The sequence below is a fragment of the Brevibacterium sp. genome (assembly GCF_022712115.1).
In the GTDB taxonomy this organism is placed as follows: domain Bacteria; phylum Actinomycetota; class Actinomycetes; order Actinomycetales; family Brevibacteriaceae; genus Brevibacterium; species Brevibacterium salitolerans.
This window is the reverse complement of the sequence record NZ_JALAHB010000065.1, coordinates 1-26,540: the sequence shown is the minus strand read 5'-3', so window position 1 is coordinate 26,540 and position 26,540 is coordinate 1. Positions and strand designations below refer to the sequence as shown.

Below are 26,540 nucleotides of genomic sequence, written 5' to 3'. Positions count from 1 at the left end.
TCACCTACCGGGGCCCGCAGCCCGGCGGCCCCGTGCAGCCGGCCTCGCCGCCTGCCCAGCACACGCAGCCCGGCGGACAGACCCACCACCCCGGCGGCGGAATGGCGCAGACGGCTCCGGGTGCGGTGCAGTTCGCCACTCCGGGCCAGCGGCTCATCGCCCGCATCATCGACTGGATCCTGCTCTTCGGCGTGGGATTCCTCATCGCGCTCATCCCGATCGTCGGCTGGATCGTGGGTCCTATCGTCTCCATGCTCCTGGCCGTGGCGCTCGAGCTCATCTGCAACACGACCGCCGGGCGCACGCCGGGCAAGAAGCTCATGGGGATCAGGATCGTCCGGGAGGCCGACGGCGGTCGCCCGTCCGGCGGCAGCTTCCTCACCCGGGCGCTCGTGCAGTTCGGACCCGGAGTGCTGCCTGTGGTCGGCTGGATCTACCAGATCCTCGTCGACCTCAGCCTGCTCTTCGACAGCACGCCCCGGCGCCGGTCCTGGCAGGACCGCGCCGGGAAGACCGTGGTGATCGTCTCACCCTGAACGGCCGCGCCGTCCTGACGACGAAGGCGGAGGACCGCGGCCGGGAGACCGGGTGCGGCCTCCGTCCGGCCCGGACGGAGGCCGCAGCACGGAGCCGGGTAATATACATGGGTCCCGATGAGCAGAAAGGCCCTGTGATGGCAACGTTCGGAGAGTGGGTCTCGGGTGCACGTCTGCGCACCCTTCCACTCGCATTGGCTCCCGTCCTGATCGGCACGGGAGCAGGCCTCGGCGATATCGGCGGCTTCTCCGCCATCATCCTCGGGGCCACCGGTCCCGGCGAGGCGCCCATCCCGGATGTGGGCGGGGTCCTCCTCCGCAGCCTGCTCGCCCTGCTCGTGGCGCTGGGCCTGCAGATCGGCTCGAACTACGCCAACGACTACTCGGACGGCATCCGCGGCACCGACGACGAACGGGTGGGGCCCATGCGGCTCACCGGTTCCGGGGCCGCAGAGCCCGAGGCGGTCAAGCGCGCCGCGTTCATCAGCTTCGGGGTGGCCGCGGTGGCCGGGATCGCCCTCGTGCTCGTCTCGCACCAGTGGTGGCTCATCCCCGTGGGCGTGCTCGCCGTGCTCGCGGCGTGGTACTACACGGGCGGGAAGCGGCCCTACGGCTACATGGCGCTCGGCGAGGTGTTCGTCTTCGTGTTCTTCGGCCTCGTGGCCACACTGGGCACCGCTTCTGCGATCGCAGGCTCCGTGTCCGTCGCCGCCGTCAGCGGCGCGATAGGCATAGGCCTCTTCGCCTGCGCCGTCCTCATGGCGAACAACATCCGGGACATCCCCAGCGACTCCGCCGTCGGCAAGACCACGCTCGCGGTGGTGCTGGGCGACGGTGCGGCGCGTGCGGTCTACACGCTCATGGTCGCGCTGCCCTATGTCTTCCTCATGGGCCCCATCATCGACGGCCACCCGCTCGCCGTGCTCGCGGTGCTCTCCCTCGTCGTGGTGGTCCAGCCTGTGAAGGTCGTGCTCTCAGGTGCCAACGGGGCGACACTCATCCCCACCATCAAGTCGACCTCGCTGGCGGCGCTGGCCTACGCGTTCCTGCTGGGAGTCGGCACCGCACTCTGAGGGCATGCCCCTGAGGACCTGCGCTCGCCGACAGGCCGCGCTCAACGGTGAGTGCGCGCCCTCGACGGCGGGTGCGCCCTCGACAACGGGCGCGGGTCCGCCGGCGGACCCGCAGGCTCAGGTGCCGTCGATGTCGCGGTCCTCCGCCGCATCGTCGCGGCGGGGCTTGGCCGGCTTGGCGGCCTTCTCCTCACGGCGCTTGCGCATCCGCTCCATCAGCTCCTGCGCGGACTCGTTGCGCAACGGCGCCAGCACCACGAAGCTCAGGAGCGAGGAGATCACGATGCCGGCGAGCGTGCCCACGAACGACGGCTCCCAGATCCACCAGATGACGAGCACGCATCCGATCAGCAGTGCGAGGCGAGCCAGGTTGTAGGTGAGGAACGAGCGCATGGGACACGATTCTAGTCAGGCCGGCACAGGTCCGTGCACAGGCTCCGCGGCATTCGCTCTCGGCGTCTCCTGCTCGCCGCATCCGTGCATCCTGCGTCCAGGTGGGTGAACTAAACTTGAGGGCATGGCAAGAGGACTCATCGTGGGCATCGTCATCGTCGTCGCCGTCATGCTCTACAGCGTGTTCGACTGCGCGCTGCGCCCGCGCGATCAGATCGCGGCACTGCCCAAATGGGCGTGGATCCTCGCGATCCTCCTCTTCCCCGTCATCGGCGCCGTCCTGTGGTTCGTGATCGGCCGCAGGCTCCCCGGCGGCAGCGGACGCAGGCCGCAGGCGCAGGGCCCGCTCGCACCGGATGACGACCCGGACTTCCTCAAGCGCATCGCCGAGGACGTCGAACAGCAGCAGCGGCGCGAGAGGCGCGAGCGCGGCGAGTTCGACTGACCCGCTGCAGCGCAGTACCCGCTCTCCCTCACCCCAGAGCACCCGGCAAGCTGCACAGCCGCCCACGTATGCGTGGGCGGCTGTGTCGCTTCGCGGACCTCCGTTCAGAGGGTGCCCGGATACGCCGCTTCCCACCCACCTATACGTGGGTGGGAAGGCGAACGGCCGGGCCCTCAGCGGCATATTGCGCCGCGCCCCGCCCCGGCCGCACCGCGAGCGCGGCGGGTCAGACTCCGGCGTAGGAGTGCAGGCCGTCGAAGTAGGTGTTCACGATCGTGGCGTTGAAGAGGATCGTCGCCACGCCGATGAGGTTGAGCACCGCCACGCGCGTCGCCGTCCAGCCGCGGGTGGCTCGTGCGTGCAGGTAGGCCGCGTAGACCACCCACACCACGAACGTCCAGATCTCCTTGGCGTCCCAGCCCCAGTAGCGGCCCCAGGCGATCTCCGCCCAGAAGGCACCGGCCAGCAGCGTGAAGGTCCACGTCACGAAGCCCACGGCGGCGAGCCGGTAGGAGGTCCGCTCGAGGTCCTCCGAGGACGGCAGCGCGCGGACGAACCGCAGGACGCCCGGCACCGTCTCCCGGCCCTCGCTCCACGCCTTGAGGATCTGCACCGCCGCCATGCACGCGGACAGGGAGAGCAGCACCGTGGAGAGGATCGCGATCGGCACGTGGATCCAGATCCAGTAGTTGTCCAGCGCGGGGATGATCCCGGCCGCGGGCGTGTAGAACACGGTGATGCACAGACCCAGTGTCAGCAGCACCGCACCGGTGACCATGGTGCCCAGATAGCGGACGTCCTTGAAGAACAGCAGCACGATGTAGCCGACCGCCACGAACGCGGAGGCGATGAGCGCGTATTCCATGAGGTTGGACCACGGGACCCGCATGACGGCAGCCGTGCGGGTGACGATCGCCCCCAGCTGCAGGAGCGCGGCGAGGACGGTCAGCGCCGTGCCCACCCGGGCCCAGCGCCGCAGCCGGCGCTCCGAGACGGGAGCGGAACCGTCTCCGCCGCTCGCCTGCGCATCCTCGGCTCCGTCCCCGGTGCCCTCCGCCGCGGCGGTCTCGAGCACTGCCGTCGCCGAGGCCCCGGACCGGCCCGCGCCGGCGTCCGCCGCGGCTGCCGCACCCGCGCTGCGTGCGGAGTCCCCGGAGGCTCCGGCGGCGGAGCTCCGCGCGTCCTCACGCCCCGCCTCCGCTCCGGACGCACGGCCGGAGCGCGCACCCCTCGTCCCGGCCTCGGCCCCGGTCTGCGCACCGATCCCGCGGACGAACCCCGGACCGAACAGGTCGAAGGCGTACATGATGAAGGCGACCGCGTAGACCGCGATGGCCGAGTAGATCAGCAGATCCGACCATTCGGCCAGCAGTGTGTTGACATTCATGTGAGCTTCTTCCTCATGCCTCGTCCTCGTCGGGTCTGCCCGCGCAGACCCGGTCCCCGTGGCTGAACCGCAGGCGTTCTACACAGAGTAGAACCTCTCAGCGTGGGGATTCCAGTTCCAGTCTCCTCGCGATGTCCTCCACCGCGGCCTCCACCCGCGGGTCCTCGCCGCGTGCCAGGCCCGCGACCTCGACCTCCTCGCCCCGCACGCGCACCCACACGCGCCTGCGCGGGACGAACAGGGAGGCCGCCAGCCCCAGGAACAGCGCCGCCGTGAACGGCAGCATCCACACCTGGGCCGGATCGTGCCGGATGTCCATGCCGACGTACTTGCGCACGTCGTCCAGGGTGATGGAGCCGCGCCCGCCCGGCAGCTCCACGGTGTCGCCCGGCGTGAGGACGAGCTGCAGCGGACTGCCGTCCGGCTCCGTGAGCTCCGTCATCTCGTCCGCGTCCAGTTCGTACACGGACTGCGGCGTCCCGGAGTCCAGCCCCAGGTCGCCCTCGAAGGCGCTCATCACGAGGAGCGGGTTCCGCAGCTCCGCGAACTGCGAGTAGAGCTCGCCGTTCTCGTTCTGCGCGGCGGTGGGGAGGAAGACGCCGACGAAGCCCAGCTGCTCGTCCGTCCCGGAGTCCGGGACCTTCACCACGCCGCGCGAGGTGTTGGCCCCGTCCTGCGGCAGGAACACCACGGGACCGGAGAACGTCACGTCCCCCGCTCCGTTGCGCACCGTCACCACGGGTGCGTAGCCGTTGCCCAGCAGGTACACCCGGGAGCCGTCGACCCGGACAGGCTCATTGGGACGGAGCATGAGCTGCTGCGACTCCTCGCCGCGGGACAGCGTCACCTTCGCGTCGAAGAGCCGCGGCTGGCCGAACTGCGCGCCGGTCGCCTGATCGTCCCACCGGGTCTCGAAGTCGTCGAGGGTGAGCCGGTAGTCCACGAGCGCGTCCGGGTCGAAATAGGCGCCCGGCTCGAAGGAGTCGTAGGAGACGAGGGAGTTGGTGAAGGTCTCCCCCTCCACGAGCACGCGCTGCCCGGAGTAGCCCAGCAGGCCGCCCAGCGCCATGACGATGACGACGCCGAGGATCGAGATGTGGAAGAGGAGGTTGCCGGTCTCGCGGAGATGGCCGCGCTCGGCCGCGACATGGTCCTCGGAGCGGGCCACCCGGTAGCCGGCGCGGCGCAGCACGGATTCGGCCCGGTCGAGCAGCTGTTCCCGGGTGCGGGGCGCGGCGGAGGCCGCCGCACTCCCGTCCGCGCCCGAGGCCGCCGTCATCCCCGAGGCCGTCTCCGTCCCCGAGCCCGCAGCCGCAGACGCATCGCCCTCCGCGGACAGCGGCAGCGTCCGGTACACCGGCATCCGGCTGAGCCGGCGCGGAGCCTTGGGCGGCTGCTGCCGCATGGCCTTCCAGTGCTGCTTGGTGCGGGGGACGATGCAGCCCACCAGGGAGACCATGAGGAGGATGTAGACGGCGGAGAACCAGAACGACGAGTAGACGTCGAAGAGCTGGACGGCGTCCAGCACCTCGCCCAGCGTGCCGTTCTCCTCGATGAAGCGGGCCACGGTGGCGGGATCCTGAATGCGCTGCGGCAGCAGGGAGCCGGGGATCGCCGCGAGGGCGAGCACGAGCAGCAGGATGAGGGCCGCGCGCATGGTGGTGAGCTGCCGCCAGGCCCAGCGCAGCATTCCGACCACCCCGATGTCCGCCGGGGCGGCCTTGGCCCTCTGCTTCTTCCCGGACCCGCCGCCGGACTCCGCCGCGCCGGACTCCAGCACCTGGTGCTCGCGTGCTCCGACGCTGAATGCACCGCCGGTGTCCCGGGCCTCCGCACCGTCCTGGTTCTCCACTGGGTCCTCCGCACTCACTCAGATCACCACTTCGAAGCCGGCGATCGTGCCCTGCAGGCTGTTGATCCACTGCGTCCACAGACCGCTGAGCAGCACCAGGCCCAGCAGGATGAGCATGATGCCGCCCGCGCGCATGATCCCCACCTGGTGTTCCCGCACCCAGCGCAACCGGCCCATCCCCTTGTGGATGAGGTAGGCGACGACGACGAACGGGATGCCCAGCCCCAGGCAGTACACGAAGGTGAGGAAGGTGCCCCGTCCCACCGCGCCGTCCGCCCCGAAGCTCGTCGCCAGTGCGAGCACCGCCGCGAGCGTGGGGCCCATGCACGGGGCCCAGCTCAGCGCGAACACCGCGCCCAGCACCGGGGCTCCGGCCAGACCCGCCCTGGGGCGCCGGGTCACCTGCGCCGTGCGCTGCAGGAACGGTATCCCGCCCATGAACACGACGCCGGCGAGGATCACCACCAGCCCCAGCACGCGCACCAGCACGTCCGTCCACTGGGCGAAGAAGAGACCGATCGCGGAGAACGCCGCACCCAGGAGCACGAACACCACCGCGAAGCCCAGGACGAACAGGCTCACCCCCAGCACCACCCGGGCGGTCCTGCGGTCCTCCAGCGAGGTGCCGCTCAGACCCGTGACGTAGCCGATGTAGCCGGGCACGAGCGGCAGGACGCACGGGGAGGCGAAGGAGACGGCCCCGGCGGCGAGGGAGACCAGCACCGCGAGCACCAGCGGGCCGTTGAGCACGGTGTCCGCGAAGGAGGCTCCCACGCCGGAGGCATCGAGGCCGGCAGCGAGGAGGCTCATCCTGCCATCGCGCCCTCGATGAGACCGCGCAGGGTCGAGGCGCTCGCCGCACCCACGACGCGGGCGGCGGCACGGCCGGAGGCGTCGAGGATGACGGTGGACGGGGTGGCCTGGGGCGGGAGGATGGACGACAGCAGGGCCACCATCTCCCCCTCCGAGTCGATCATGATGGGGTAGGGCACCTCGAAGGTGCGCACGAAGGACTCCGCGGTGGGGGCCTCGTCGCGCACATTGGCGCCCAGGAACTCGACCTCTCCCGCGTACTCCTCGTAGACCGCGTTGAGGTCCGGGGCCTCGACACGGCAGGGCGGGCAGGCGGCGTACCAGAGATTGATCGCGACGACCTTGGGCCGCCACGCGGCCAGCGAGGTCTCCTCGCCCGTGAGCGTCGTGAAGGCGAGGTCGAGCGGCTCGCCGCGGTCGGCCTCGGCGACCTCCGTGATCACGCCCTCGCCGGAGACGTAGCCCTTCTCGTCGCCGGAGTCGGCCTGCCGGGCGAGGTTCTCCGAACCCGAGCTCCCGCAGCCCGCGAGCGCCAGCCCCGCCAGGCCCAGACCGGCCAGGGCGGCGCGGCGGGTGGTGAGATGCTCGCCGCCCGGCCCCGCGAGCGGACGGGAGCGACCGGCGGCGGGATGCGACTGCGAGGTGAAGGGAGGGAGGTGGAGGGAGCGGGATCGCCTCATGCGCCCGTCCCCGGCTGTGTGAGCGGCATGTCGCCGGCGATGTCCTCGTAAACCACGGTGTCCAGTGTGCCGGATCCGTCTGAGAACGTGGTGAGCGAGGCCAGCGCGCACTGGCGCCTGCGCGGGTCGTGCGCGAGTGGCCGGCCCTCCGTGAACAGGCGGGTCGACCAGATGGGGAGCTGGTGCGAGACGAGCACGCCCGAGGCCTCCTCGAGCCCGCGCGCCGCGGCCGCCGTCGCCAGCCGCGCACGCATGGACATCATCGCCGCGCGCACTCGCAGCGCCTGCGCCAGGTAGGGCTCGCCCCACGAGGGCCGCAGCGGGTTGCGGGCCATGTACAGCCACTCCGGGGTGGTGAGCACTCCGCGCGCGGTCACGTGGCTGCCCTCGAAGTCGTTGCCCGCCTCGATGACGCGCTCCTCGACGCCCACCTCCAGCCCCAGCGCCTGCGCGAGGGGGGCGGCCGTCTGCTGGGCGCGCAGCAGCGGCGAGGCCGCGACCTCGCAGATGTGCGGGTCCCTCTCCGGCAGCGCCTCCGCCACCCGCGCGGCCATCTCGAAGCCGCGCTCGGACAGGTGGTAGCCGGGCATGCGCCCGTAGAGGATGCCGTGCGGGTTGTAGACCTCGCCGTGCCTCACGAGGTGGATGCGCAGCTGCGCCATGTGATGTGTCTCCTGGTCTCTGCGTTCAGCGCGGGCGGGTGGGACAGATCGAGACCGCCCCAGCCCACCACGGAGGTCTCTGCGTTCAGCCCTGCGCGCGGGCCGCCGCCTGAGCCGCGGCCGGGAGCGCGGCGACGATCCGTTCGAGCACCTCGTCCGTGTGCGCGTAGGACAGGAACCACGCCTCGAACGCGGACGGCGGGAGATGGATCCCGGACTCCAGCATGGAGGTGAAGAACGCGGAGTGCGCAGCGGTGTCCTGCGCCCTGGCGTCCTCGTAGTTCCGCACCGGGCGGTCCGTGAAGAACACGGAGAACATCGAGTTGGCGCTCTGCACGCGGTGCGGCACGGAGGCCGCCGTGAGCTCCTGCGAGACGGCCGCGCGCAGGGTGTCCGCCGCGTGCTCCAGGTGCGAGTACACGTCCAGCTCCGTGGTCAGCCGCAGAGTGGTGAGACCCGCCGCCGAGGCCACGGGGTTCCCGGAGAGCGTGCCCGCCTGATAGACCGGCCCGGCCGGGGCCAGGTGCTCCATGACCTCGCGCCGTCCGCCGAAGGCCGCGGCCGGGAAGCCGCCGCCCATCACCTTGCCGAAGGTGAAGAGGTCCGCGGGACCCTCCGGGTAGCCCACCCGCTGCGATTCGTAGCCGTACCAGCCCGCCTCGGAGACGCGGAAGCCGGTCATCACCTCGTCGGAGATCATGAGCGCGCCGTGTTCCCTGGTGAGACGGCGGATGGCGTTCGTGAAGCCGTCCGCCGGCGGCACGACGCCCATGTTGCCGGGGCTCGCCTCCGTGATGACGCAGGCGATCTCGTCGCCGTGCTCCGCGAACGCCGCGGCCAGCGCCTCCTGGTCGTTGTAGGGCAGGACGAGGGTGTCCGCCGCCGAGGCTCCCGTCACCCCCGGGGTGTCCGGCAGGGAGAAGGTCGCCAGGCCGGAGCCCGCCGCCGCGAGCAGGGAGTCGACGTGACCGTGGTAGCAGCCGGCGAACTTCACGATCTTCGCCCGCCCCGTGACGCCGCGCGCCAGGCGGATCGCGGACATGGTGGCCTCCGTGCCGGAGTTCACCAGCCGCACCTCGTCGAGGGGATCCACGCGGGCGACGATCGCCTCGCACAGCTCGACCTCGGCCGCCGCCGGGGTGCCGAAGCTGAAGCCCTTCGCCGCAGCGGCCTGAACTGCCGCCACGACCTCCGGATGCGCATGGCCCAGGATCATGGGACCCCAGGAGCCGATGAGGTCGATGTACTCGCGCCCGTCCGCGTCCACGAGGGTCGCGCCCTCCGCGTGGTCGATGAAGCGGGGCGTGCCGCCCACGGCACCGAAGGCGCGGACCGGGGAGTTCACGCCTCCCGGGATCACGGCGCGGGCGCGGTCGAAGAGCTCCTGCGAGCGCGCCGAGGACGACCGTCTCGGCGTCGCGGACTGAGGATTCTCTGCTGCCTGTGTCATGGTGTCTCCCTCGTGCGGATGCGTGCGGTCTCGGGTCGGATGCGTGCGGTGGCCGGTGCTCGCAGGCGGCCTCAGGTCTGCGTGTCCGGGGCGCTGCGCGGTGCCACGGGTCCGGGACAGGCGGCCGGTGTGCGCCCGGACCGGGACGGCAGTGCGCGCATGTGCGCGAGCACCGTGGTGAAGATGCTGGTCATCTGCTCGATCTGCTCCCGGCTCAGCAGATCGACGAGGTGCTCGCGCACACCGCCCACGTGGACGGGCGCGGTCTCGCGCAGGAGCGCGAAGCCGTCCTCCGTGAGGCGGCACTGCACGCCTCGCCGGTCCTCCGGCGACTTGTCGCGGCAGACGATCCCGCGCTCCTCCAGCCGGCTCACGATGTGCGTGAGGCGGGACCGGGACAGTCCCGTGTCCGCTGCCAGCGTCGCCATGCGCAGGGCGTGGTCGTCCGACTCGGACAGCCGCACGAGGACGGTGTACTCCGTGAGTCCCAGCGGTGAGGCCTCGCGCAGCTCCGCGTCGAGCTTCGACATGAGCAGCTGGTGGGAGTCGAGGAACGACCTCCAGGCCGCCTGCTCCTCCCCGTCCAGCCACCGCACCTGCGCCGTCATGCCGACTCCGTGCGCAGTCCGGCGATCCGTCCCCGGCGGCTGCCGCGCCGCGGGCTCACGGGAGCTCCTCGCGGATCCAGGACACAAGCGCCCAGCGCGCACAGTTCCGCAGCCTCACGACCTGTCCTCCCGGATCCAGTTCGCGGCCTCCACGGCCCAGTAGGTGAGCACCGAGTCCGCACCGGCCCGCTTGAAGGCGGTGAGGCTCTCGAGGATCGCCGGCTTCCGATCGATCGCACCCGCCGCGGCGGCGAACTCGATCATCGCGTACTCACCGGAGATCTGATAGGCCCAGACCGGCACGGAGGACACGGCGGCGGCCTCGGCGAGCACGTCCAGATACGGCATCCCCGGCTTGATCATGACAATGTCAGCGCCCTCGGCGAGGTCCAGTTCGAGTTCGCGCAGCGCCTCGCGGCCGTTGCCGGGATCCTGCTGGTAGGTGCGGCGGTCGCCGGACAGCTGCGAGTCCACGGCCTCGCGGAAGGGACCGTAGAACGCCGAGGAGTACTTGGCGGAGTAGGCCAGCACGATGACGTCCGTGTGGCCGGCGGAGTCGAGCGCATGGCGGATCGCGGCGATCTGCCCATCCATCATGCCGGAGGGGCCCACCACGTCCACGCCGGCCTCGGCCTGCGCCACTGCCATCGCCGCGTACCTGTCCAGGGTGGCGTCGTTGTCCACCGCACCGGTCGCGTCGAGGACGCCGCAGTGGCCGTGCGAGGTGAACTCGTCCAGGCAGAGGTCGGCCATGATGACGGTGTCCTCGCCCACCTCCTCACGCAGACGGGCGATCGCACGGTTGAGGATGCCGTCCGGATCGTCCGCCTGGGATCCGGTCTCGTCCCTCACCTCGGGGATGCCGAACAGCATGAGCCCGCCCACGCCGGCCTCGGCGGCCTCCCTCGCCGCCTCTGCGAGCGAGTCCAGGGTGTGCTGGACGACGCCGGGCATGGAGGTCAGCGGAGCCGGCTCTCGCAGACCCTCCTTGACGAACAGTGGGAGCACGAGCTCCGCCGGGTGCAGGCGCGTCTCGCGGACCATCCGGCGCACGGCGGGAGTGCGGCGCAGGCGGCGCGGACGGACGGTGCCGTGGGCCAGCTGATAGGCGGGGACGGAGGACATCTGACTCACCTTCTCTTGACGGTGCGGCCCTGTGAGGGGCGCAGCGGGGCACGGCCGGCGGCAAGGGCCTCTGCGCGCCGGCGCACGGCATGGTCGACCAGGCCGGAGATCAGGGATCCCATGTTCGCCTCCTCGGCGAGCACGTCGACCTCGAGTCCATTGTCCTCCGCCGTCTGCGCCGTGGCAGGACCGATGCAGGCGACGACGGTGCTGGCCGGGGGCTTCCCGGCGATGCCCACCAGATTGCGCACCGTGGAGGAGGAGGTGAAGAGGACGGCGTCGAAGTCGCCGGCCTTGATCGACTCGCGGATGGGAGCCGGGGGCGGCGCGGCGCGCACGGTGCGGTACGCCGTGACGTCGTGGACGTCCCAGCCGCGTTCCGTGAGCCCCTCCACGAGCACCTCGGTGGCGATGTCCGCACGCGGCAGGAGCACGCGTCCCACCGGGTCCACGAACGGGTCGCGGTCCGGCCAGTCCTCGACGAGGCCGCGGGCGGAGTGCTCACCGGTGGGCACGAGGTCCGGGGCCACGCCCCAGTCCTCGAGCGCCCGCGCGGTGGGGCCTCCGACCGCGGCCACGCGCACCCCGGCCAGGGCGCGGGCGTCAAGGCCGAAGTCGTCGAACCACTCGCGGACCGCGCGGACCGCATTCACGCTGGTGAGCCCCACCCACTGGTAGTCGCCGTTGACGAGGCCCTGGATGGCGCGCTCCATCTGCGTGGGCGTGCGCGGGGGCTGGATGGCGATGGTGGGCACGATGGTGCCGGTGGCGCCCAGCTCGGACAGCGCCCGGACGGTCTGCGAGCCCTGCTCCTTGGTACGCGGGATGAGCACGCGCCAGCCGAACAGCGGCCGGGTCTCGAACCAGTCGAGCTCCGCATGCTGCTCGACGCCCTGGCCGAACAGCATGGTGACCTGCGCGGACTCCGCGAAGGTCTCCCGGGTGAGCTCCGCCGCCGCGCCGAAGGTCGACTCGACGCTCAGCTGCGAGACGGTCGAGAGATCCGCACTCAGCAGGACAGGGGTCTCCGGGTCCCAGCCGTCGCCCAGCAGCGCGCCGAGCGCGGAGACCACGTCCTCGCGCGAACCGGTGAGCACGTGGCCCGTGTTGCGGTGCTTGGAGACGTCCACGTGCGACTGCTCGCCGGCCTCCACGAAGCGCACGGAGCGCACGCGGTTGGTCGTCACGGGCGCACCCGTGAACGCCGTCGCTGTCGCCGCCAGGCCCACGCCCGGGACGATCTCGAAGTCCACGCCCTGCCGGCGGACCGCGGCGGCCTCGTCCGTGGTGGTGGAGAACAGGACGCCGTCGTGCGGGACGATCCGGACGACGAGCCCGTGCTCACGCGCCAGCCCCGCGAGCTTCCGGCCGCGGGTGGTGGCCGCCTGGCCGAGCTCCGCGGCGTCCGTGCGCGGGGTGGCGGCGGGCACGAACTCCTCGACGATCGCCGCGTGCCGCGGCTCATCCGAGACCACCAGGTCCGCGGCCGCGAGGAGCTCGGTCCCCCTGTGCGTCACGAGAGCGGGGTCCCCCGGGCCGGCGCCCAGGAAGCACACCATGGGAGCGGTGAGCCCCGCCCGCCTCGCCTCAGCGTCCGGTGCCTTCACTCGCGCCTCCCTCTTCCGTCCTGGTCGTGCTGATGGATGCTCCCGCCGGCGCCGTCACGGGTGCCGCCGTCTCCGGTGCGCTCGCGGGATCCAGATGGGTCTCCGGCGCATTGGCGCCCTGCGCCTGCCGGGGGTCGATGCCGAGGCCGGTGAGCAGCTCCTCGGCGACCTCCCCGCCCAGCGCCTTGGCCGCATGCCGCACCTCGGACGCCTCCGTGCCCGAGCTGCGCCGCGGCAGCTGCGCCATCCGGCTCACGCGCAGCAGCTTCCCGGCATCGTCCGCGAGCACTCCCGTGACCTCGAGCGAATGCCCCTCGAGGTGCGCGATCGCGCCGATCGGCGCGGAGCACCCGGCCTCGGCCCGGGTGAGGATGGCGCGCTCGCAGAGCACCGCCAGCATGGTCGCCTCGTCGTGGAGGCCGGACAGCGCGGCGCGCAGCGAAGCGTCGTCCCCGGTGAGCTCCGCGTCCGCGTCGCGGCATTCGATCGCGAGCGCGCCCTGGCCCGGGGCCGGGAGCATGACGGAGGAGTCGAGCACGTCCGTGACCTCCGCGAGACGGCCCAGCCGGCGCACACCGGCCGCGGCGAGCACCACGGCGTCGAGCCGGCCCTCGGTCACGTGACGGATGCGGGTGTCGACGTTTCCGCGCACGCCGGTGACCTCGATGTCCGGGCGGGCGGCGCGGAGCTGCGCGGCACGGCGCGGCGAGCCCGTGCCCACCACGCTGCCGGCGGGCAGCTGCGCGAGCGTGAGCCCGTCGCGGGCGATGAGGACGTCGGAGGGATCCACCCGCGGCGGCACCGCGGCCAGGCTGATGCCCGGCGCCGGAGCCGTCGGCAGGTCCTTGAGCGAGTGCACCGCGATGTCCACCTTGCCCGTGAGCAGCGCGGAGCGCACCGAGGACACGAACACGCCTGCTCCGCCGAAGCTGGCCAGCGGCGTCATGTTCACATCGCCCTCGGTGACGACCTCCACGATCTCCACCCGCATGCCCGTCTGCGCGGCCAGCTGCTGGGCGACCGCGGTGGACTGCGAGCGGGCGAGCTGCGAACGGCGCGTGCCCAGCCGGACCGTGCGGCCCGTGGGCCTCTCCGGCTCCACGACGTCGAGGGTGTGGGAGGCGACCGGGCTGGTCCCGTCCGCCGCGACGTAGTGGCTGCCCTGCGCGCGGGAGTGGCCGCCCTGTGCGCCGGGCTGCGGATCGTTCGTCATCGTCGCTCCTGCTGCGGCCTCGGCGGCCGGGGTGTCTGCGCTTCCCGGCCTGGCCGTCTCGACCGGGGACGGGGACCGCTGCAGGTCGAAGAGCATGGTGAGCGCGGCGGCGTAGTCGACCTGCTCGTGCTCGTCCGCGGTGAGCTCCTTGACCTTCACGGTGGGGGTGTGGATGAGCGTCGTCGCGACCTGCCGCAGCGACCTCCTCACGGCGTGCATGTCCTCCTCGGCCAGCCTGTCGCCCAGGCGCTTCTCGAGCTTCTCGATCTCCCGCGAGACGACCGCTCCGGCCTGCTTCCGCAGCGCGGTGACGGTGGGGGCGATGGTGCGCGCCCGGCGGCCGGCGGACAGCGCGGCCATCTCCTCGCGGATGATGGCGCGGACCCGGCTGATGACGTCGACCACACCGGAGGAGGCCGTGTACTCCGTGTCCGCGAACATGGAGGAGAGGCCTTCGAGGCCGATCATCCGGACGAACGAGTGCTCCTCCACGTTCGGATCCACGTCGAAGGGCAGGGCGAGGTCGATGAAGAACGTGTGGGCCGGGTCGTGCGGATCGTCCAGGTGCACGAGCGACTGCGTGACGGTGTCCTTGTCGATGAGCGTGCCGCGGCTGCCGATCACGGACACGACGAGGTCCGCCTTCGCGATCTCCGCGGGCAGCGCCTCGTAGGTGAACTCCACGGCGCGACCGTCAACGGAGGCGGCCAGCCGCTGGGCGCGCTCCAGTGTGCGGTTGAGGATGGTGAGGGAGCCGGCTCCCGCACGGTGCAGGGTCGCGGCGACGAGACCGGACATCGCGCCGGCGCCCACGATGAGGACGTCGGCAGTCTCGAGCGGGCCGATGTGCTCCTGCGCCCGGACGAGGGCGGCGTCCAGGAGGGAACCGGCGACGGAGTCAAGCTCCGTCTCCGCGTGCGCCCGCTTGCCCACCCGCAGCGCCTCCTGGACGGTGCGGCTGAGATCCCCGGTGAGCTGACCCCGCTCCTGCGCCTGCGAGTAGGTCTGCCGCAGCTGACCCAGGATCTGGGCCTCCCCCACGGCCATCGAGTCGAGGCCCGCGGCGAGGGTGAGCAGGTGCTCGTCCGCGCCTTCGCCGAAGAGCACGAACACGTGGTGGGCGAGCTCCTGCCAGTCGATCCCGGTGACGGAGACGAGCGCCGAGCCCAGGTCCGCGAGGCCGCCGTGGAAGGACTTCACGTCCGCGATGATCTCCAGCCGGTTGCAGGTGGAGAGCACCATCGCACCGTCCACGTAGTCGCCGCCGAGGGCGAGTTCGGCCAGCCGGTCCTGCCCGTCGCCCGTGAGCGCGAGGGCGTCCAGCAGGGACATGGGTGCGGAGCGGTGCGAGACGCCCAGAACGAGGTCGGTCACTTCTCAGACTCCAGTCTTCGTGTTCGCAGGCAGCGGGTCGGCCGCCTCTCCGTCCGCGCCCCCGCTCGCAGGGGCGAAGTGCGAGAGCACCTGCAGCTCGGTCGCCAGATCGACGTTGCGCACGCTCACGCCCGCAGGCGCCCGCACGGGCACCGGCGCGAAGTTCAGCAGGCCCGTGACCGAGGTGCCGGCCACCATGTCCGTCACGCCCTGTGCCGCAGACCCGGGGACGGCGACCACGAGCAGCTCCAGCCCGCGCGCGCGTGCGATCTCGCGGAAATCGGATTCGGCGCTGACCGTGAGGCTGCCCACCGGCTGGCCCACGCGGTCCGGGTCCGCGTCGAAGACGGCGCGGATCTCGAAGCCGTGGCGCGGGTCCGAGAGGTAGTGGGCCAGCGCCGTGCCCAGCCGGCCGGCGCCGACGATCCCCAGCGGGCGGGCACGGTCCACGCGCAGGAACGCCCTGATGGCCGCTGCGAGCTCCGCGGTGTCGTAGCCCACTCCCCGCCGGCCCACGGGCGCGGCATGGGTGAGGTCGCGGCGGACGATGGAGGCGCCCACGCCGCAGGCCGCGGCCAGCGCCTCGGAGGAGACGGTGCTGATGCCCTCCGCCAGCAGCGATTCGACTGCGGCAAGGTAGACGGGCATGCGGGTCACCGCAGGGAGCGGCACGGATCTGCCCGCATCACCGGACGCCGGAAGGTCCGGCAGGGACTGTGCCACCGCGGCTCGCTCTCCTCTCCTCCACACCGTCTCCGCAGCCGTCGACGGACTGCTGTCACTGCGCACCCGCGGCCTCCCGCGGGGAAGCCTTCCGCCGGGGATCAGGCCCGGCGTGCGGCGAGCCTCGAGTCCACCGCACGTTCCAGGCGGGCGCGGTCGATCCGGTGGAAGCCCACCTGTCTGCCGTCGACCAGCACCACCGGCACGTCCCAGTCGTACTTGGCCCTCAGTTCCGGATCCGCGTCGACGTCGACCGTCGCGACGGCCACCGGGCGGGAGGCGGCCACCGCCGCGACCACGGCCTCGGCCGCGGTGCACAGACCGCAGTCCGCACGCGTGATCACGGTGATCTCGCAGCCGCTCATCGGACCCCTCCCAAAACAAACCCCCGTCGACTCGACGTGCCGAACGGGGTCTGCTTGCTCAAAGAAGTCTTACTTCTTGTTGCGGCGCTGGTGACGCGTCTTCCGAAGCAGCTTGCGGTGCTTCTTCTTCGACATACGCTTGCGACGCTTCTTGATGACGGAACCCACAGGCAAACCTCATTGACTCGAAGTTCCGGTGAACGCGACTGCGCCACCGGCGGAACATAGCCGGTCAATCATATCGCCGCACGGTCAGCAAGGGCAAAACCGCTCTCACCGTCGCAGACGGTCGCGGGTGAACGTGCAGTAGGTCCCAGCGCGCGCCTTGCCGGGCACTCACTAATCGTAATAAGCATCCAGGCCGAAGAAGGGGAAGATGCTCTTGCGGGTGGCCATGACGGCGCGGTCGAGGTCGGCCTCGGGATCGTAGCCGTGCGCCCAGGAGCGGAAGCCGCCGTCGAATCCGTCCGTCATCATGAGCGGCGCCTCGCGACCCACCATCGTCTCCGCGTACTTCCGCCATCGGCTCGGCAGCTCCGTGTGCGGGTCCAGATCCGCACCGGCGGCGATCGCGATGAGCTGCGTCCACGCGCGCGGCACCACGTCGAGGATGGAGTAGCCGCCCCCGCCCGTGGCGATCCAGCGCCCGTCGCACAGCTCCTCGGACAGGCTCCGCACCAGCAGCGCGGCCTCCCGCATGCCGTCGATGCTCAAGCGCAGATGGGTGAGCGGATCCACGCGGTGCCCGTCGCAGCCGTGCTGCGTCACGAGGATCTGAGGCTGGAAGCCCCGCAGCACCTGCGGGAGGACCGCGTCGATCGCGCGGAGCCAGTCCGGGTCGTCCGTGCGCGGCGGCAGCGCCAGGTTCACCGCCGAGGCCGCGGCCTGCATCCCGCCGATGTCATTGGCGAAGCCCGTGCCGGGGAACAGGAACCGGCCGTTCTCGTGGAAGGAGACGGTGAGCACGCGCGGATCGTCCCAGAAGATCGTCTCGACGCCGTCGCCGTGGTGCGCGTCGAAGTCCACGTAGGCGATGCGCTGGTAGCCGGCGTCCAGCAGCGTGGTGAGGGTCGCGGCCACGTCGTTGTAGACGCAGAACCCCGCGGCCCTGTTGCTCATGGCGTGGTGCATGCCGCCGCAGAAGTTCACGGCACGGGTGTAGCGACCGCTCGCCACGGCGCGCCCCACCTCGATCCCCGCCTGGAAGATCCGGCCCGAGGCCTCGTGGATCTTCTCGAACCGCGGCACGTCCTCGGTGCCCACTCCCCACTCCCGCTGGAACTCCTCGTCCAGGTGGTCCGAGGCCCCCGCCTGCTTGACCGCGCTCACGAAGTCCTGCGTGTGGATCCGGCCCAGGAAGTCCTCGTCGACGTCCGGGATGTCGGACACCGTGATGCGCGGATGGTCGAACAGCCCGTACTCGCCTGCGAGCTTGGCTGTGAGGTCCAGCCGGATGGGATGCATGGGGTGGCTGGGACCGAAGTCGTATTCGGTGAAGGCATCTCCCCAGGCGACGAAGAGATCGAGATCACGGCTGTCCATGGGGCCACTCTAACCTCACGGACGGCCGGAAGGCCCGGCACCGGGGCTACGATGGCTCCGTGATTCGACACGGCAACCGTCTTCGTCGGCTCGTCCGCGGTCTGCGCGACTTCGTCGACGATCTCGCGGGCACCAGTCCTGCGCGACTGGCGATAGGCGCGTTCTGCCTGGTCGTCGTCGTCTTCGTGCTCCTCCTCTCCCTGCCGATCTCCTACGAGGATCCGCAGGACCGCTCGCTGGCGGACTCCGTCTTCGTCGCGGTGTCCGCCGTGTCCGTCACCGGGCTCACCTCGGTGGAGACGCAGGAGTACTGGTCGGACTTCGGCGTGGGCGTGATCATCGCGGGCATCCAGATGGGCGGCCTGGGGATCCTCACGCTCGCCTCCCTGCTGGGCATGGCGATGTCCAAGCGGCTGGGAGTGCGCCAGCGGATGATCGCGGCACAGGCCACCGGGGAGTCCGCCCTCGGCAGGGTGGGCTCACTGCTCCGCGCCGTGCTCGTGACGGTGGTGACCGCCGAGGCGGTGGTCGCGCTGCTCCTCCTCCCCCGCTTCCTCGCACGCGGGGATGCCTGGACGGACGCCCTGTGGCACTCCGTCTTCTACTCGATCTCCTCGTTCAACAACGCCGGGTTCACGATCCACCCCGGCGGGATGGCCTACTTCGCGGACGATCCGTGGATCCTCACCGTCATCGGCGCCAGCGTGTTCGTCGGCTCGCTGGGCTTCCCCGTCATCTTCATCATGAGCATCTACTGGAACAGGCCGCGGAAGTGGGATCTCCACACCAAGCTCACGCTCACCACCTCCGTCGTGCTCGTCCTCGTGGCCTTCGTGCTGCAGCTGCTCTTCGAAGCCGGCAACCCTCGCACCCTCGGGGGCAAGAACTGGGCGCAGACCGGGCTGGAGGCCATGTTCATGGCGATCATGCCCCGGTCCGGGGGTTTCGCCACCATGGAGATGGCGGAGATGTCGCAGGCCACCCACCTCGTCTTCGACATCCTCATGTTCATCGGCGGCGGCTCCTCGTCCACGGCCGGCGGGATCAAGGTGACGACCCTCGCGGTCCTCATCCTCGCCGCGGTGGCGGAGGCGCGGGGAGCCACTGACGCCACGGCGTTCGGCCGCCGCATCGCGCCGGGCTCGGTGCGGCTGGCGGTCTCCGTCCTGCTGGCCGGAGGCACCACCGTGTTCCTCGGGACGCTCGTGATGGTGAGCATCACCGGCGACCCGCTGGACCTCGTGCTGTTCGAGGTCATCAGCGCCTTCGCGACCTGCGGCCTCACCTCCGGGGTGAGCGGACACACCTCCGACGCCGGACTCTACGTGCTCTCCGTGCTCATGCTCGTGGGCCGCCTCGGCACCATCACACTCGCGAGCGCCCTGTCGCAGCGCTCCCTCATCCGCCTCTACCGCTTCCCGGAGGAGCGCCCCATCGTGGGGTGACCCTGAGCCGCTGCAGGGAGCGCCGGGCAACCCGGGCCCAGCCTTCGCATCTGCGGATCCGCCGCATATGCGCAGCAGACCGGGCGGATCCGCAGACGGGAACGTTCATGCTCCGTGTTCCCGTCTGCTTACCACTCTGCGTCACAAGCCACCTCCGCAGAGCGACTCCCCCGCGCACACGCGCTCGTGGGCATCGCGCGTTCCTTCCACAGCCGAGGGCATCCCCGCACATGAGCCTGCCGAGGCCTCCACGCTGGCCTCCATGCACACAGACTCCGGCAAGGCCGATACCCAGCATCCCGGCTCCCCTGCCCAGGACCGGGTCCCCGTCTCCCGCACGCCCGGCACCACCTCGGCTGGACGCCGCGCCGCAGCGCGCAGCAGCCCAGCCCGGCGGACGCCGGCAGCTTGGAGCTGTCCCGAACGGCCGGAGAAGATTCCGGTCCTGCTCACCGCGGCCTCGGCAGAGGGCCGTTCAGCTGCGGGACAGGCAGGAGAGGACCGCGCGGCGAAGGGCCGGCACCGGCTCAGCAGCGTGGTGAAGGCCCGCCCCGCGCGGCGGCCCCTCGCGCCCGGAGTCTTCGCGCACCCGTCCGAGGTCGCACTGATGTGGGTGCCCGAGTGGGCTGATGACACGTGGACGGCCGTACGGAACACAGCCGCCGCCGTGCAGCTGAAGAAGCCTGCCATGGCCGTGTCCCATCTGACAGCGGCGCACCTCTACGGCTGGCCCCTGCCTGCTTCTGCTTCTGCTTCTGCTTCTGCGCAGCCTCTCGACCTCACTCCGCTCAAGAGCTTCAGCCTGGTTCCCGGTCACCACGTGCACCGTCCCGCAGAGGCAGAAGTCTGGTGGTTCTACGGCGTCACCGTCACCTCGCCCCGCCAGACGCTGAGGCAGATCTCCTCGCTGCTCATCGAACGTCAGCTGGTGGACGTCATCGATGCGATCTGCGGCCCGTGGCGCTCCACAGCGCTCTCCACCCCCGCGGACATCGCAGCGCGACTGCCGGAGTGGCCACGGTTCCCGGGGAGAGCGCGCCTGCGCTCAGCGCTGAGCAGGGCGCGGGCCGGAGTCGGCTCGCCGCAGGAGACCCGGCTGCGCCTCCTGCTTGTGGACGCAGGCCTGCCCGAACCCACAGTGGGGCACTCCGTGGACGTGGGCTTCGCGGTCCTGCACCCGGACCTCGCGTACCCCGCCCTGAAGATCGCGATCGAGTACGAGGGCGCTCACCACCGCCTCGACGCAGACCAGTGGGAGCACGACATCCGGCGCGAACAGGCCATGCGGGACCGCGGCTGGACGTATCTGCGGATCACGGCGAAGACCTCAGACGCGGAGATCCCGCGCCTGGTCACGGAAGCGTTCGCCTCACGCGACGTGACGGTGGAAGCGCTTCCCTTGTCGTAACAGACGCGAGCGGCCGCGCTGCCGCTCCCGTCTGCGGATTCGCCACTTCCGCAGTGCAAACCGGACGAATCAGCAGACACGAAGTTTCGTTAGCGATGCTCCCGTCTGGGGCAGCCAGCAGCCCCGCTCACGGCTGGGCGGCGAAGGCTCCCAGCTGCTGCACGTTGCCGGCGACGATGAGCACGTCCTGGCTGCTCACCCGCGACTCCGGCGCCGCATAGGTGAAGTCCTTGCCCGGCGTCTTGATGCCCACCACGGTCACGCCGTACTTGCCGCGGATGCCGGACTCCCCCAGCGTGAGGCCGTGGATCTCCTTGGGCGCCCGCATCTTCACGACGGCGAAGTGACCGCCGTCGAACTCGATGTAGTCCAGCATCCGGGAGCTGACGAGGTGCGCCACGCGGTCTCCGGCCTCGGTCTCCGGATAGAGGACGTGCTCCGCACCGATGCGCTTGAGGATCTTCCCGTGAGCGGCGGAGATCGCCTTCGCCCAGATCTGCTCGACGCCGAGGTCGATGAGGTTGGCCGTGGTGAGCACGCTGGCCTCCACCGAGGAGCCGATCCCCACCACTGCGGTGGAGAAGTCCCCCGCGCCCACCTGCTTGAGCGCGCTCATGTTGGTGGCGTCCGCCTCGACGACATGGGTGAGGGTCCCCGAGAACTCCTGCACCAGCTCGGGGCTGCGCTCGATCGCCATGACCTCCCGCCCGAGCCGGAGGAGGGTGCGCGCCGTCGAGGAGCCGAAGCGGCCCAGCCCCACGACCAGCACGGCGGAATGCTCATCGCCGGCGCCCGGCCGCGGACGGCGGCGTTTCATCTCAGTTCCCCACGGTGCCACGGTTCTCCGCCTCCATCTCCAGCGAGCGGTCCTCGGCAGCCTGCACGGCATTCTCCACCAGCTGCGCGAACCCGCCCGCGGCGAACGCGTCCAGGGCCGCCGCCGTGGTGCCGCCCTTGCTGGTGACGGCGGTGCGCAGGGCGGCGGGCTCGGGCCGGTCGGCCAGCAGCCTGCCCGCACCCGCGGCGGTCGCGGCGACGGTCCGGGCGGCGACCTCGGCGTCCAGCCCCTGCGCCACGGCGGTGTCGACAAGGTGCTCCGCGAGCTGGAAGAAGTAGGCCACGCCGGAGCCCGAGATCCCGGTGAGCAGCGGCAGCTGCGCCTCCTCGACGGGGACGACGAGACCCACCGGGGTCAGCAGCGCCGTGAGCTCCTCGACCACGTCGGCAGGAACCTGCGCGTCCGGTGCCAGGGAGATGACCCCCGCGCCCACCGCGCACGGCGTGTTCGGCATGATCCGCACGACGGGATGCCCGGGAGCGGCCCGCCGGATCGTCGCGGCGTCCACACCGGCAGCCATCGAGACGAGGACGGCACCGGGGGCCAGCGCGTCCCGGACCTCCGTGAGCGTGTCCGCGAGCATCCAGGGCTTGACGCCCAGGAACACGAGATCCGCTCCCGTCACGGCGGTGCGGTTGGCCGTGGGATCCGCCTCGAGAGAGAGCGCGCGGATGCCCAGCTCCGCAGCGAGCTCCTCCGCCGAGGCCGCGCCCCGGGTGGTGGCGGTGACCCCGCCGGGCTCCTGCCCTCCTGCGAGGATCCCCCGCAGGAGCGCTCCGCCCATGTTGCCTGTGCCGATGAAAGCGATGCTCATGGCGTCGAGGCTACTACGGGTGGCAGTGGTGCGATGTCAGGCAGACGCGCGCCGCAGCTGCGGCCGGCACACCACCGCCGGTGAGCCGCCCGCGAGCCTCAGCCCGCGTCCAGCCCCAGGTGCGTCCGGGCGAAGGCGAGGGATTCGGCGAGCATCACATCGCGGGTGGAGCGCTTGCGGACGAACCGGGTGTTGACCTCCACGACGACGTCGCCGGACCAGTCGTGCCGGGCGAGGTACTGGAGGGTCTCCGCCACGGGCATCCGGCCCCGGCCGGGCACCAGGTGCTCGTCCGTGAGCGAGCCGGAGCCGTCCGTGAGGTGGACGTGACGCAGCCGGGGGAAGAGGGTCCGCGCGGCGTCCAGCGCGTTCACCCCGGCGGTCGAGGCGTGGGAGAAGTCGAAGGTGACGTCGTCGTAGTCCTGGTGCGTGTTGTCCCAGTCCGGGGAGTACACCAGCACCTCGCGGATGCCCGCCCGCCACGGGTACATGTTCTCCACCGCGAGTGCGACGCCGATCTCCTGTGCGATCTCACGCACCCCCGGCACGAAGCGGCGGGCGTAGTCGCCCTGCCAGCGGAACGGCGGGTGCAGAACCACCGTCTCCGCGCCCACGTCCTTGGCCAGCTGGGCGGTGAGCCGCAGCTTCTCCCAGTGGTCGCGGTGCATGACGCGGGGCAGGAACAGCAGCGTGGGTGCGTGGATCGCCATGACCGGCAGGCCCGAGGACCGGCTCAGCAGGCGCATGAGCTCCGGGTCCTGGGTCTCCTCGTTGTTGGTGATCATCACCTCGACCCCGTCGTAGCCGAGGCGGCCGGCCACGTCGAAGCACTCGCGCACCGTCATGGGGTAGACGGAGGAGGTGGAGAGGCCCACCCGGATGTCGTGCACCGAACGGTGACCGGTGGAGTGCTGCTGCAGGCGGAGGGCGTCACGGTGCCGCTTCGAGTTGCCCTTCGCGGAATTGGGTGCGGTGAAGGGCCTCCTGCGCCCGGTGTGCGACTGGCTCATTCCGCTCCCCTCACAGCAGGGTCGCCGCCGAGGCTCCGCTCGGGGCGGTGGGGCTGCGGGTGGCCATGGCCTCCGAGACCGAGGTGGTGGGCAGCTGCCCGGCGTGCGCCGCGGCCTCCGCGTGCGGGTCCTCCAGAAGGCCCGGAACCGCCGCGCGGGTGGGCGAGAGAGTCTCGGAGGAGTCCAGCAGGTCGATGCGGCGCATGATGATGCCCTCGCGCAGCGCCCACGGCGAGATGTGCATGGTGGACACGTCGAACACGGTCATCGCGGCCTCGGCGACGATGGCGCCCGCGAGCACCTGACCGGCCCGCGCCTCGGAGACGCCGGGCAGCTGTGCGCGCTCCTGCGGCGTGCGCCGGATCAGATCGTCGATGATGCCCGGGAGGTCCTTGCGCTTGAGCGTCCGCGGGACGAAGATTCCCGCGCTGCTGGGTGCGGCGCCTGCGATGCGGGCCAGCGAGCGGAAGGTCTTGGAGGAGCCCACGACCTTGTCCGGGGTGCCCACGCGGTTGATCTGGCCGGCGATGCGGCCCACCGTGTAGCGGGCATGCTTGCGCAGTGCGTCCACGTCCGCGAGCTCCGGCATGTCGCCGGCGAGGAACTCGCGGTGCATGCGGCCGGCCCCCAGGGGGACGGAGAGCGCCGCGTCCGGGTACTCGTCGCGGCCGGCGGCGAGCTCCAGGGAGCCGCCGCCGATGTCCAGCATGAGGATCCCGCCCGCGGACCACCCGAACCAGCGACGCACCGCGAGGAAGGTGATGCGGGCCTCCGCCTCGCCGCTCATGACATTGAGCGTCACCCCGGTCTGCTCCTTGATGAGGGCGATGGTCTCCTCGCCGTTGGGGGCGGAGCGGATGGCGGAGGTGGCGAACGCGAGGATCTGCTCCGATCCCTGGTTCTCCGCGATGGTGATGGCCTCCCGCACGAAGTCCACCAGCCGGTTCTGCCCGTACGCGGAGATCGAGCCGTCGTCCTTGAGGTACTCCGCGAGCCGCAGCACCTCCTTGTGGCTGGTGGCGGGCAGCGGAGGCGCACCCACGTGAGCGTCGACCACCAGGAGGTGGACGCTGTTGGAACCGATGTCGAGGACTGCGAGGCGCACACGGTCAGTGTAATCCTGCCGGCGGGTGCATCACGCACACGTGACCGCCAGGTGGAAAGGGTGCGGGTGCCCTGCGGGAACCGGGCCCCGCGCCCGAGGCGGGACGGCCTCGGGCGCGGGGATCGGGCACACGCGGTGGGCCCGGCGGGCCCGCTGTGAGGCGACGGCCTCGGGTGCCGGGTGTTCAGGCTCCCAGCAGGGCGGGGAGCTCGCGCATGTCCGCGAAGACCTCGGAGGCGCCTGCGGCGAGGAGCTCTGCAGCCGGGGTGCTGGCGACGTCCCCGCGGGAGAAGCCCAGGACCCGTGCGCCGGCGGCCGCACCCGCACGGACGCCGGCGGCGGAGTCCTCGATCACCGCGGCGCCGGCCGGGTCGATGCCCAGGGCGCGTGCCGCGGCGAGGTAGACGTCCGGTGCGGGCTTGGAGCGGGGCATCTCCATGCCGGAGAAGACGCGCCCGGAGAAGTACCGGTCGAGGCCGGTGAGTCCCAGCTGCAGCTCGCACTTGCCGCGGTCCGCGCCCGTGCCCACGGCGATGCGGTCGCCGTAGGCCGCGCGCACGGCCTCGAGCGCGGACTCGATGCCCGGGACGGAGGTCAGGTCGGTGCGCAGGGCGGCGTTCCGGCGCTCGCGGAACGCCGCGAGCCACGCATCGTCGATGCGCACGCCCGTGTGGCGGAGGATGACCTCCCACTCGTCCTTGAGCGCCTTGCCCACGAAGAGCCGGATGCACTCCTCGCGGGTGAGCGACCATCCCAGCTCCTCGAGCATGTCGCGGAGGACGGACTGGGTGATGGACTCCGAGTCCACGAGCACGCCGTCGCAGTCGAAGAGGACCGCGGTGTACGGGAGGACGGGTGAGCCGAGCCGGTCCGAGGGGGTCTCGGCCGCGCGGACGGAGGCGGCCGAGGAGCCGGCGGCGGGCGTGACGGGCGAGTTCACTTCGACGGCTTCACCGGCTCCTCGGCGGACCAGGGGAAGACGATCCACTCGTCCGTGTGCCGCCACACGAAGTCCGGCTCCACGACGGAGGCGGACTTGGCGTAGATGACGGCCGAGCGCGCGTGGGCGCCGTGGCCCTTGAGGAGGTCGAGCACGAGAGCGAGCGTGCGACCGGAGTCCGCCACGTCGTCGACGACCAGGAGGTTCTTGTCCCGGAGGGACTCGGTGTCCAGCATGGGCGCGAGCAGGACGGGATCCGGCAGCGTCTCGTGGACGTCCGTGTAGAACTCGACGTTGATGGCGTCGGAGAGCTTGAGACCCAGGGCGTAGGCGAGCGAGCCGGCGGGCAGCAGACCGCCGCGGGCGATGGCGATGACGATCTCCGGTTCGAAGTCGGAGTCCGCGATCACCTGCGCGAGCTCGCGGGAGGCCGAGCCGAACCGCTCCCACGTGAGGATCTCCTTGTTCTCGAGGTCCGTGGAGTCCGCGTGGTAGGCCTGGGTCATGGGGTGTCCTTCTCGTCTGCGGGTGCGCCGGTGCCGCGTGCGGTTCCGCGCGCGGCTGACAGACATCGTAGTGGCTGCGGGGGCCGCCCGTGGCCGGGGTGTGCGCGGGACGAGGCGCCCTCCGGCCGCTAGGCTCCTGCCATGAATGCCGATGCCACGGACTGGGCCGGGACGGTCTACCTCATGGGAGAGGCGAAGGCGCCCAGCAACAACCCGATCACCGCGCAGTGGGGCCAGTTCTTCATCGGCCTCGTCATCGACACCCGCGATCACACCATCAGGGCCGCCGACTGCACAGCGGCGCTGCCGCTCACCGCCGAGTTCGTGCGGAGACTCCTCGTGGGCCGTTCGATCCTCGACGATGATAGCCTCGTGACGTCCATCACCGTCAGGTACCACGGTTCCTCGCAGCGCGCGCTCGCCGCAGCGGTGCGGAATGCGGCTGCGAAGTACCGCGACTTGGCGGCGGACACGATGACATAGACGCACAGCCGCGCTCCGACCGCCCGGGACCTCACCGAACCGGTACCAGCCGGAAGCGCGGTAACCCCGCCACAAACCCCCAAGGGCGGGGACAGCCCATACGGCGTTGTCTGTTGTGAGGGCCGGGGCCGCGGAGGCCCCGT

The 26,540-nt window shown here is 71.3% G+C and carries 27 protein-coding genes; 6 read left to right on the top strand and 21 right to left on the bottom strand.

The features are described 5' to 3' along the window. Nucleotides 1–536: RDD family protein (locus tag Q0A33_RS03970; RefSeq protein WP_291793427.1), on the top strand; the 536-nt coding region annotated here is incomplete at its 5' end. Nucleotides 537–673: 137 nt separating this feature from the next. After that, on the top strand, nucleotides 674–1,609 hold the full coding sequence (locus Q0A33_RS03965) for a 1,4-dihydroxy-2-naphthoate polyprenyltransferase (RefSeq protein WP_291793425.1): 936 nt from the start codon (nucleotides 674–676) through the stop codon (nucleotides 1,607–1,609). A 117-nt stretch (nucleotides 1,610–1,726) separates the two neighbouring features. Here Q0A33_RS03965 and Q0A33_RS03960 read toward each other — a convergent pair whose 3' ends face one another. Next, entirely contained in the window at nucleotides 1,727–2,002 is a 276-nt protein-coding gene (locus Q0A33_RS03960) for a DUF4229 domain-containing protein (RefSeq protein ID WP_291793422.1), read from the bottom strand. Between the two features lie 124 nt (nucleotides 2,003–2,126). Here Q0A33_RS03960 and Q0A33_RS03955 point away from each other — a divergent pair, with 124 nt between their 5' ends. Then, nucleotides 2,127–2,447, top strand: coding sequence for a PLD nuclease N-terminal domain-containing protein (locus Q0A33_RS03955; RefSeq protein WP_291793419.1), 321 nt, complete (start codon nucleotides 2,127–2,129; stop codon nucleotides 2,445–2,447). A 226-nt stretch (nucleotides 2,448–2,673) separates the two neighbouring features. Here the strand turns inward: Q0A33_RS03955 and ccsB are convergent, their stop codons facing one another. From ccsB to Q0A33_RS03885, 14 genes are all read right to left on the bottom strand, one after another. Then, complete coding sequence (ccsB, locus tag Q0A33_RS03950) at nucleotides 2,674–3,834, bottom strand: c-type cytochrome biogenesis protein CcsB (RefSeq protein WP_291793416.1); 1,161 nt, start codon at nucleotides 3,832–3,834, stop codon at nucleotides 2,674–2,676. 97 nt (nucleotides 3,835–3,931) lie between these two features. Continuing rightward, entirely contained in the window at nucleotides 3,932–5,686 is a 1,755-nt protein-coding gene (locus tag Q0A33_RS03945; RefSeq protein WP_363316532.1) for a cytochrome c biogenesis protein ResB, read from the bottom strand. A gap of 18 nt (nucleotides 5,687–5,704) precedes the next feature. Beyond that, entirely contained in the window at nucleotides 5,705–6,496 is a 792-nt protein-coding gene (locus Q0A33_RS03940; protein ID WP_291793413.1) for a cytochrome c biogenesis protein CcdA, read from the bottom strand. Further along, the gene (locus Q0A33_RS03935; protein ID WP_291793410.1) at nucleotides 6,493–7,179 is read right to left on the bottom strand and encodes a TlpA disulfide reductase family protein; all 687 of its coding nucleotides are present in this window, start codon (nucleotides 7,177–7,179) and stop codon (nucleotides 6,493–6,495) included. The genes Q0A33_RS03940 and Q0A33_RS03935 overlap by 4 nt, the downstream gene beginning before the upstream one ends. Next, nucleotides 7,176–7,841, bottom strand: a complete 666-nt coding sequence (locus Q0A33_RS03930; RefSeq protein ID WP_291793406.1) for a histidine phosphatase family protein — start codon at nucleotides 7,839–7,841, stop codon at nucleotides 7,176–7,178. Before Q0A33_RS03930 ends, Q0A33_RS03935 begins: the two co-directional genes overlap by 4 nt. A gap of 85 nt (nucleotides 7,842–7,926) precedes the next feature. Further along, nucleotides 7,927–9,291 carry a glutamate-1-semialdehyde 2,1-aminomutase gene (gene hemL, locus Q0A33_RS03925; protein ID WP_291793403.1) on the bottom strand — a complete coding sequence of 455 codons (1,365 nt, stop codon included), beginning with the start codon at nucleotides 9,289–9,291 and terminating at the stop codon, nucleotides 7,927–7,929. 71 nt (nucleotides 9,292–9,362) lie between these two features. Further along, on the bottom strand, nucleotides 9,363–9,899 hold the full coding sequence (locus Q0A33_RS03920) for a MarR family transcriptional regulator (RefSeq protein WP_291793400.1): 537 nt from the start codon (nucleotides 9,897–9,899) through the stop codon (nucleotides 9,363–9,365). 114 nt (nucleotides 9,900–10,013) lie between these two features. After that, nucleotides 10,014–11,024: a porphobilinogen synthase gene (gene hemB, locus Q0A33_RS03915; RefSeq protein ID WP_291793397.1), complete on the bottom strand. Its 1,011-nt coding sequence runs from the start codon at nucleotides 11,022–11,024 to the stop codon at nucleotides 10,014–10,016. Between the two features lie 5 nt (nucleotides 11,025–11,029). Continuing rightward, the gene (locus Q0A33_RS03910; RefSeq protein ID WP_363316531.1) at nucleotides 11,030–12,631 is read right to left on the bottom strand and encodes a uroporphyrinogen-III synthase; all 1,602 of its coding nucleotides are present in this window, start codon (nucleotides 12,629–12,631) and stop codon (nucleotides 11,030–11,032) included. After that, on the bottom strand, nucleotides 12,612–15,218 hold the full coding sequence (hemA, locus tag Q0A33_RS03905) for a glutamyl-tRNA reductase (protein WP_291793394.1): 2,607 nt from the start codon (nucleotides 15,216–15,218) through the stop codon (nucleotides 12,612–12,614). Before hemA ends, Q0A33_RS03910 begins: the two co-directional genes overlap by 20 nt. A gap of 3 nt (nucleotides 15,219–15,221) precedes the next feature. Continuing rightward, the gene (locus Q0A33_RS03900; RefSeq protein ID WP_291793430.1) at nucleotides 15,222–15,890 is read right to left on the bottom strand and encodes a redox-sensing transcriptional repressor Rex; all 669 of its coding nucleotides are present in this window, start codon (nucleotides 15,888–15,890) and stop codon (nucleotides 15,222–15,224) included. Between the two features lie 152 nt (nucleotides 15,891–16,042). Beyond that, entirely contained in the window at nucleotides 16,043–16,306 is a 264-nt protein-coding gene (locus Q0A33_RS03895) for a glutaredoxin family protein (protein WP_291793392.1), read from the bottom strand. Nucleotides 16,307–16,375: 69 nt separating this feature from the next. Next, complete coding sequence (locus Q0A33_RS03890; protein ID WP_005504750.1) at nucleotides 16,376–16,474, bottom strand: AURKAIP1/COX24 domain-containing protein; 99 nt, start codon at nucleotides 16,472–16,474, stop codon at nucleotides 16,376–16,378. Between the two features lie 171 nt (nucleotides 16,475–16,645). Beyond that, on the bottom strand, nucleotides 16,646–17,848 hold the full coding sequence (locus tag Q0A33_RS03885) for an acetoin utilization protein AcuC (RefSeq protein WP_291793390.1): 1,203 nt from the start codon (nucleotides 17,846–17,848) through the stop codon (nucleotides 16,646–16,648). A gap of 59 nt (nucleotides 17,849–17,907) precedes the next feature. On the opposite strand from Q0A33_RS03885, the gene Q0A33_RS03880 reads away from it, so the two are divergent. Continuing rightward, on the top strand, nucleotides 17,908–19,293 hold the full coding sequence (locus Q0A33_RS03880) for a potassium transporter TrkG (protein WP_291793388.1): 1,386 nt from the start codon (nucleotides 17,908–17,910) through the stop codon (nucleotides 19,291–19,293). A gap of 262 nt (nucleotides 19,294–19,555) precedes the next feature. Continuing rightward, nucleotides 19,556–20,701, top strand: coding sequence for a hypothetical protein (locus Q0A33_RS03875; protein WP_291793386.1), 1,146 nt, complete (start codon nucleotides 19,556–19,558; stop codon nucleotides 20,699–20,701). 127 nt (nucleotides 20,702–20,828) lie between these two features. On the opposite strand, the gene Q0A33_RS03870 is transcribed toward Q0A33_RS03875, so the two are convergent. From Q0A33_RS03870 to Q0A33_RS03845, 6 genes are all read right to left on the bottom strand, one after another. Next, nucleotides 20,829–21,518, bottom strand: coding sequence for a TrkA family potassium uptake protein (locus tag Q0A33_RS03870; protein WP_291793384.1), 690 nt, complete (start codon nucleotides 21,516–21,518; stop codon nucleotides 20,829–20,831). Between the two features lies 1 nt (nucleotide 21,519). Continuing rightward, the gene (proC, locus tag Q0A33_RS03865) at nucleotides 21,520–22,353 is read right to left on the bottom strand and encodes a pyrroline-5-carboxylate reductase (RefSeq protein ID WP_291793381.1); all 834 of its coding nucleotides are present in this window, start codon (nucleotides 22,351–22,353) and stop codon (nucleotides 21,520–21,522) included. 98 nt (nucleotides 22,354–22,451) lie between these two features. Continuing rightward, nucleotides 22,452–23,363, bottom strand: coding sequence for a sugar phosphate isomerase/epimerase (locus tag Q0A33_RS03860; RefSeq protein ID WP_291793378.1), 912 nt, complete (start codon nucleotides 23,361–23,363; stop codon nucleotides 22,452–22,454). A 10-nt stretch (nucleotides 23,364–23,373) separates the two neighbouring features. Beyond that, nucleotides 23,374–24,468, bottom strand: coding sequence for a Ppx/GppA phosphatase family protein (locus Q0A33_RS03855; protein ID WP_291793375.1), 1,095 nt, complete (start codon nucleotides 24,466–24,468; stop codon nucleotides 23,374–23,376). A gap of 184 nt (nucleotides 24,469–24,652) precedes the next feature. Then, nucleotides 24,653–25,456: an HAD family phosphatase gene (locus Q0A33_RS03850; RefSeq protein WP_291793372.1), complete on the bottom strand. Its 804-nt coding sequence runs from the start codon at nucleotides 25,454–25,456 to the stop codon at nucleotides 24,653–24,655. Further along, on the bottom strand, nucleotides 25,405–25,914 hold the full coding sequence (locus Q0A33_RS03845) for a phosphoribosyltransferase (RefSeq protein ID WP_291793370.1): 510 nt from the start codon (nucleotides 25,912–25,914) through the stop codon (nucleotides 25,405–25,407). Before Q0A33_RS03845 ends, Q0A33_RS03850 begins: the two co-directional genes overlap by 52 nt. A gap of 141 nt (nucleotides 25,915–26,055) precedes the next feature. On the opposite strand from Q0A33_RS03845, the gene Q0A33_RS03840 reads away from it, so the two are divergent. After that, nucleotides 26,056–26,397 carry a DUF3870 domain-containing protein gene (locus Q0A33_RS03840; RefSeq protein WP_291793367.1) on the top strand — a complete coding sequence of 114 codons (342 nt, stop codon included), beginning with the start codon at nucleotides 26,056–26,058 and terminating at the stop codon, nucleotides 26,395–26,397. The last annotated feature ends 143 nt before the right edge of the window (nucleotides 26,398–26,540 follow it).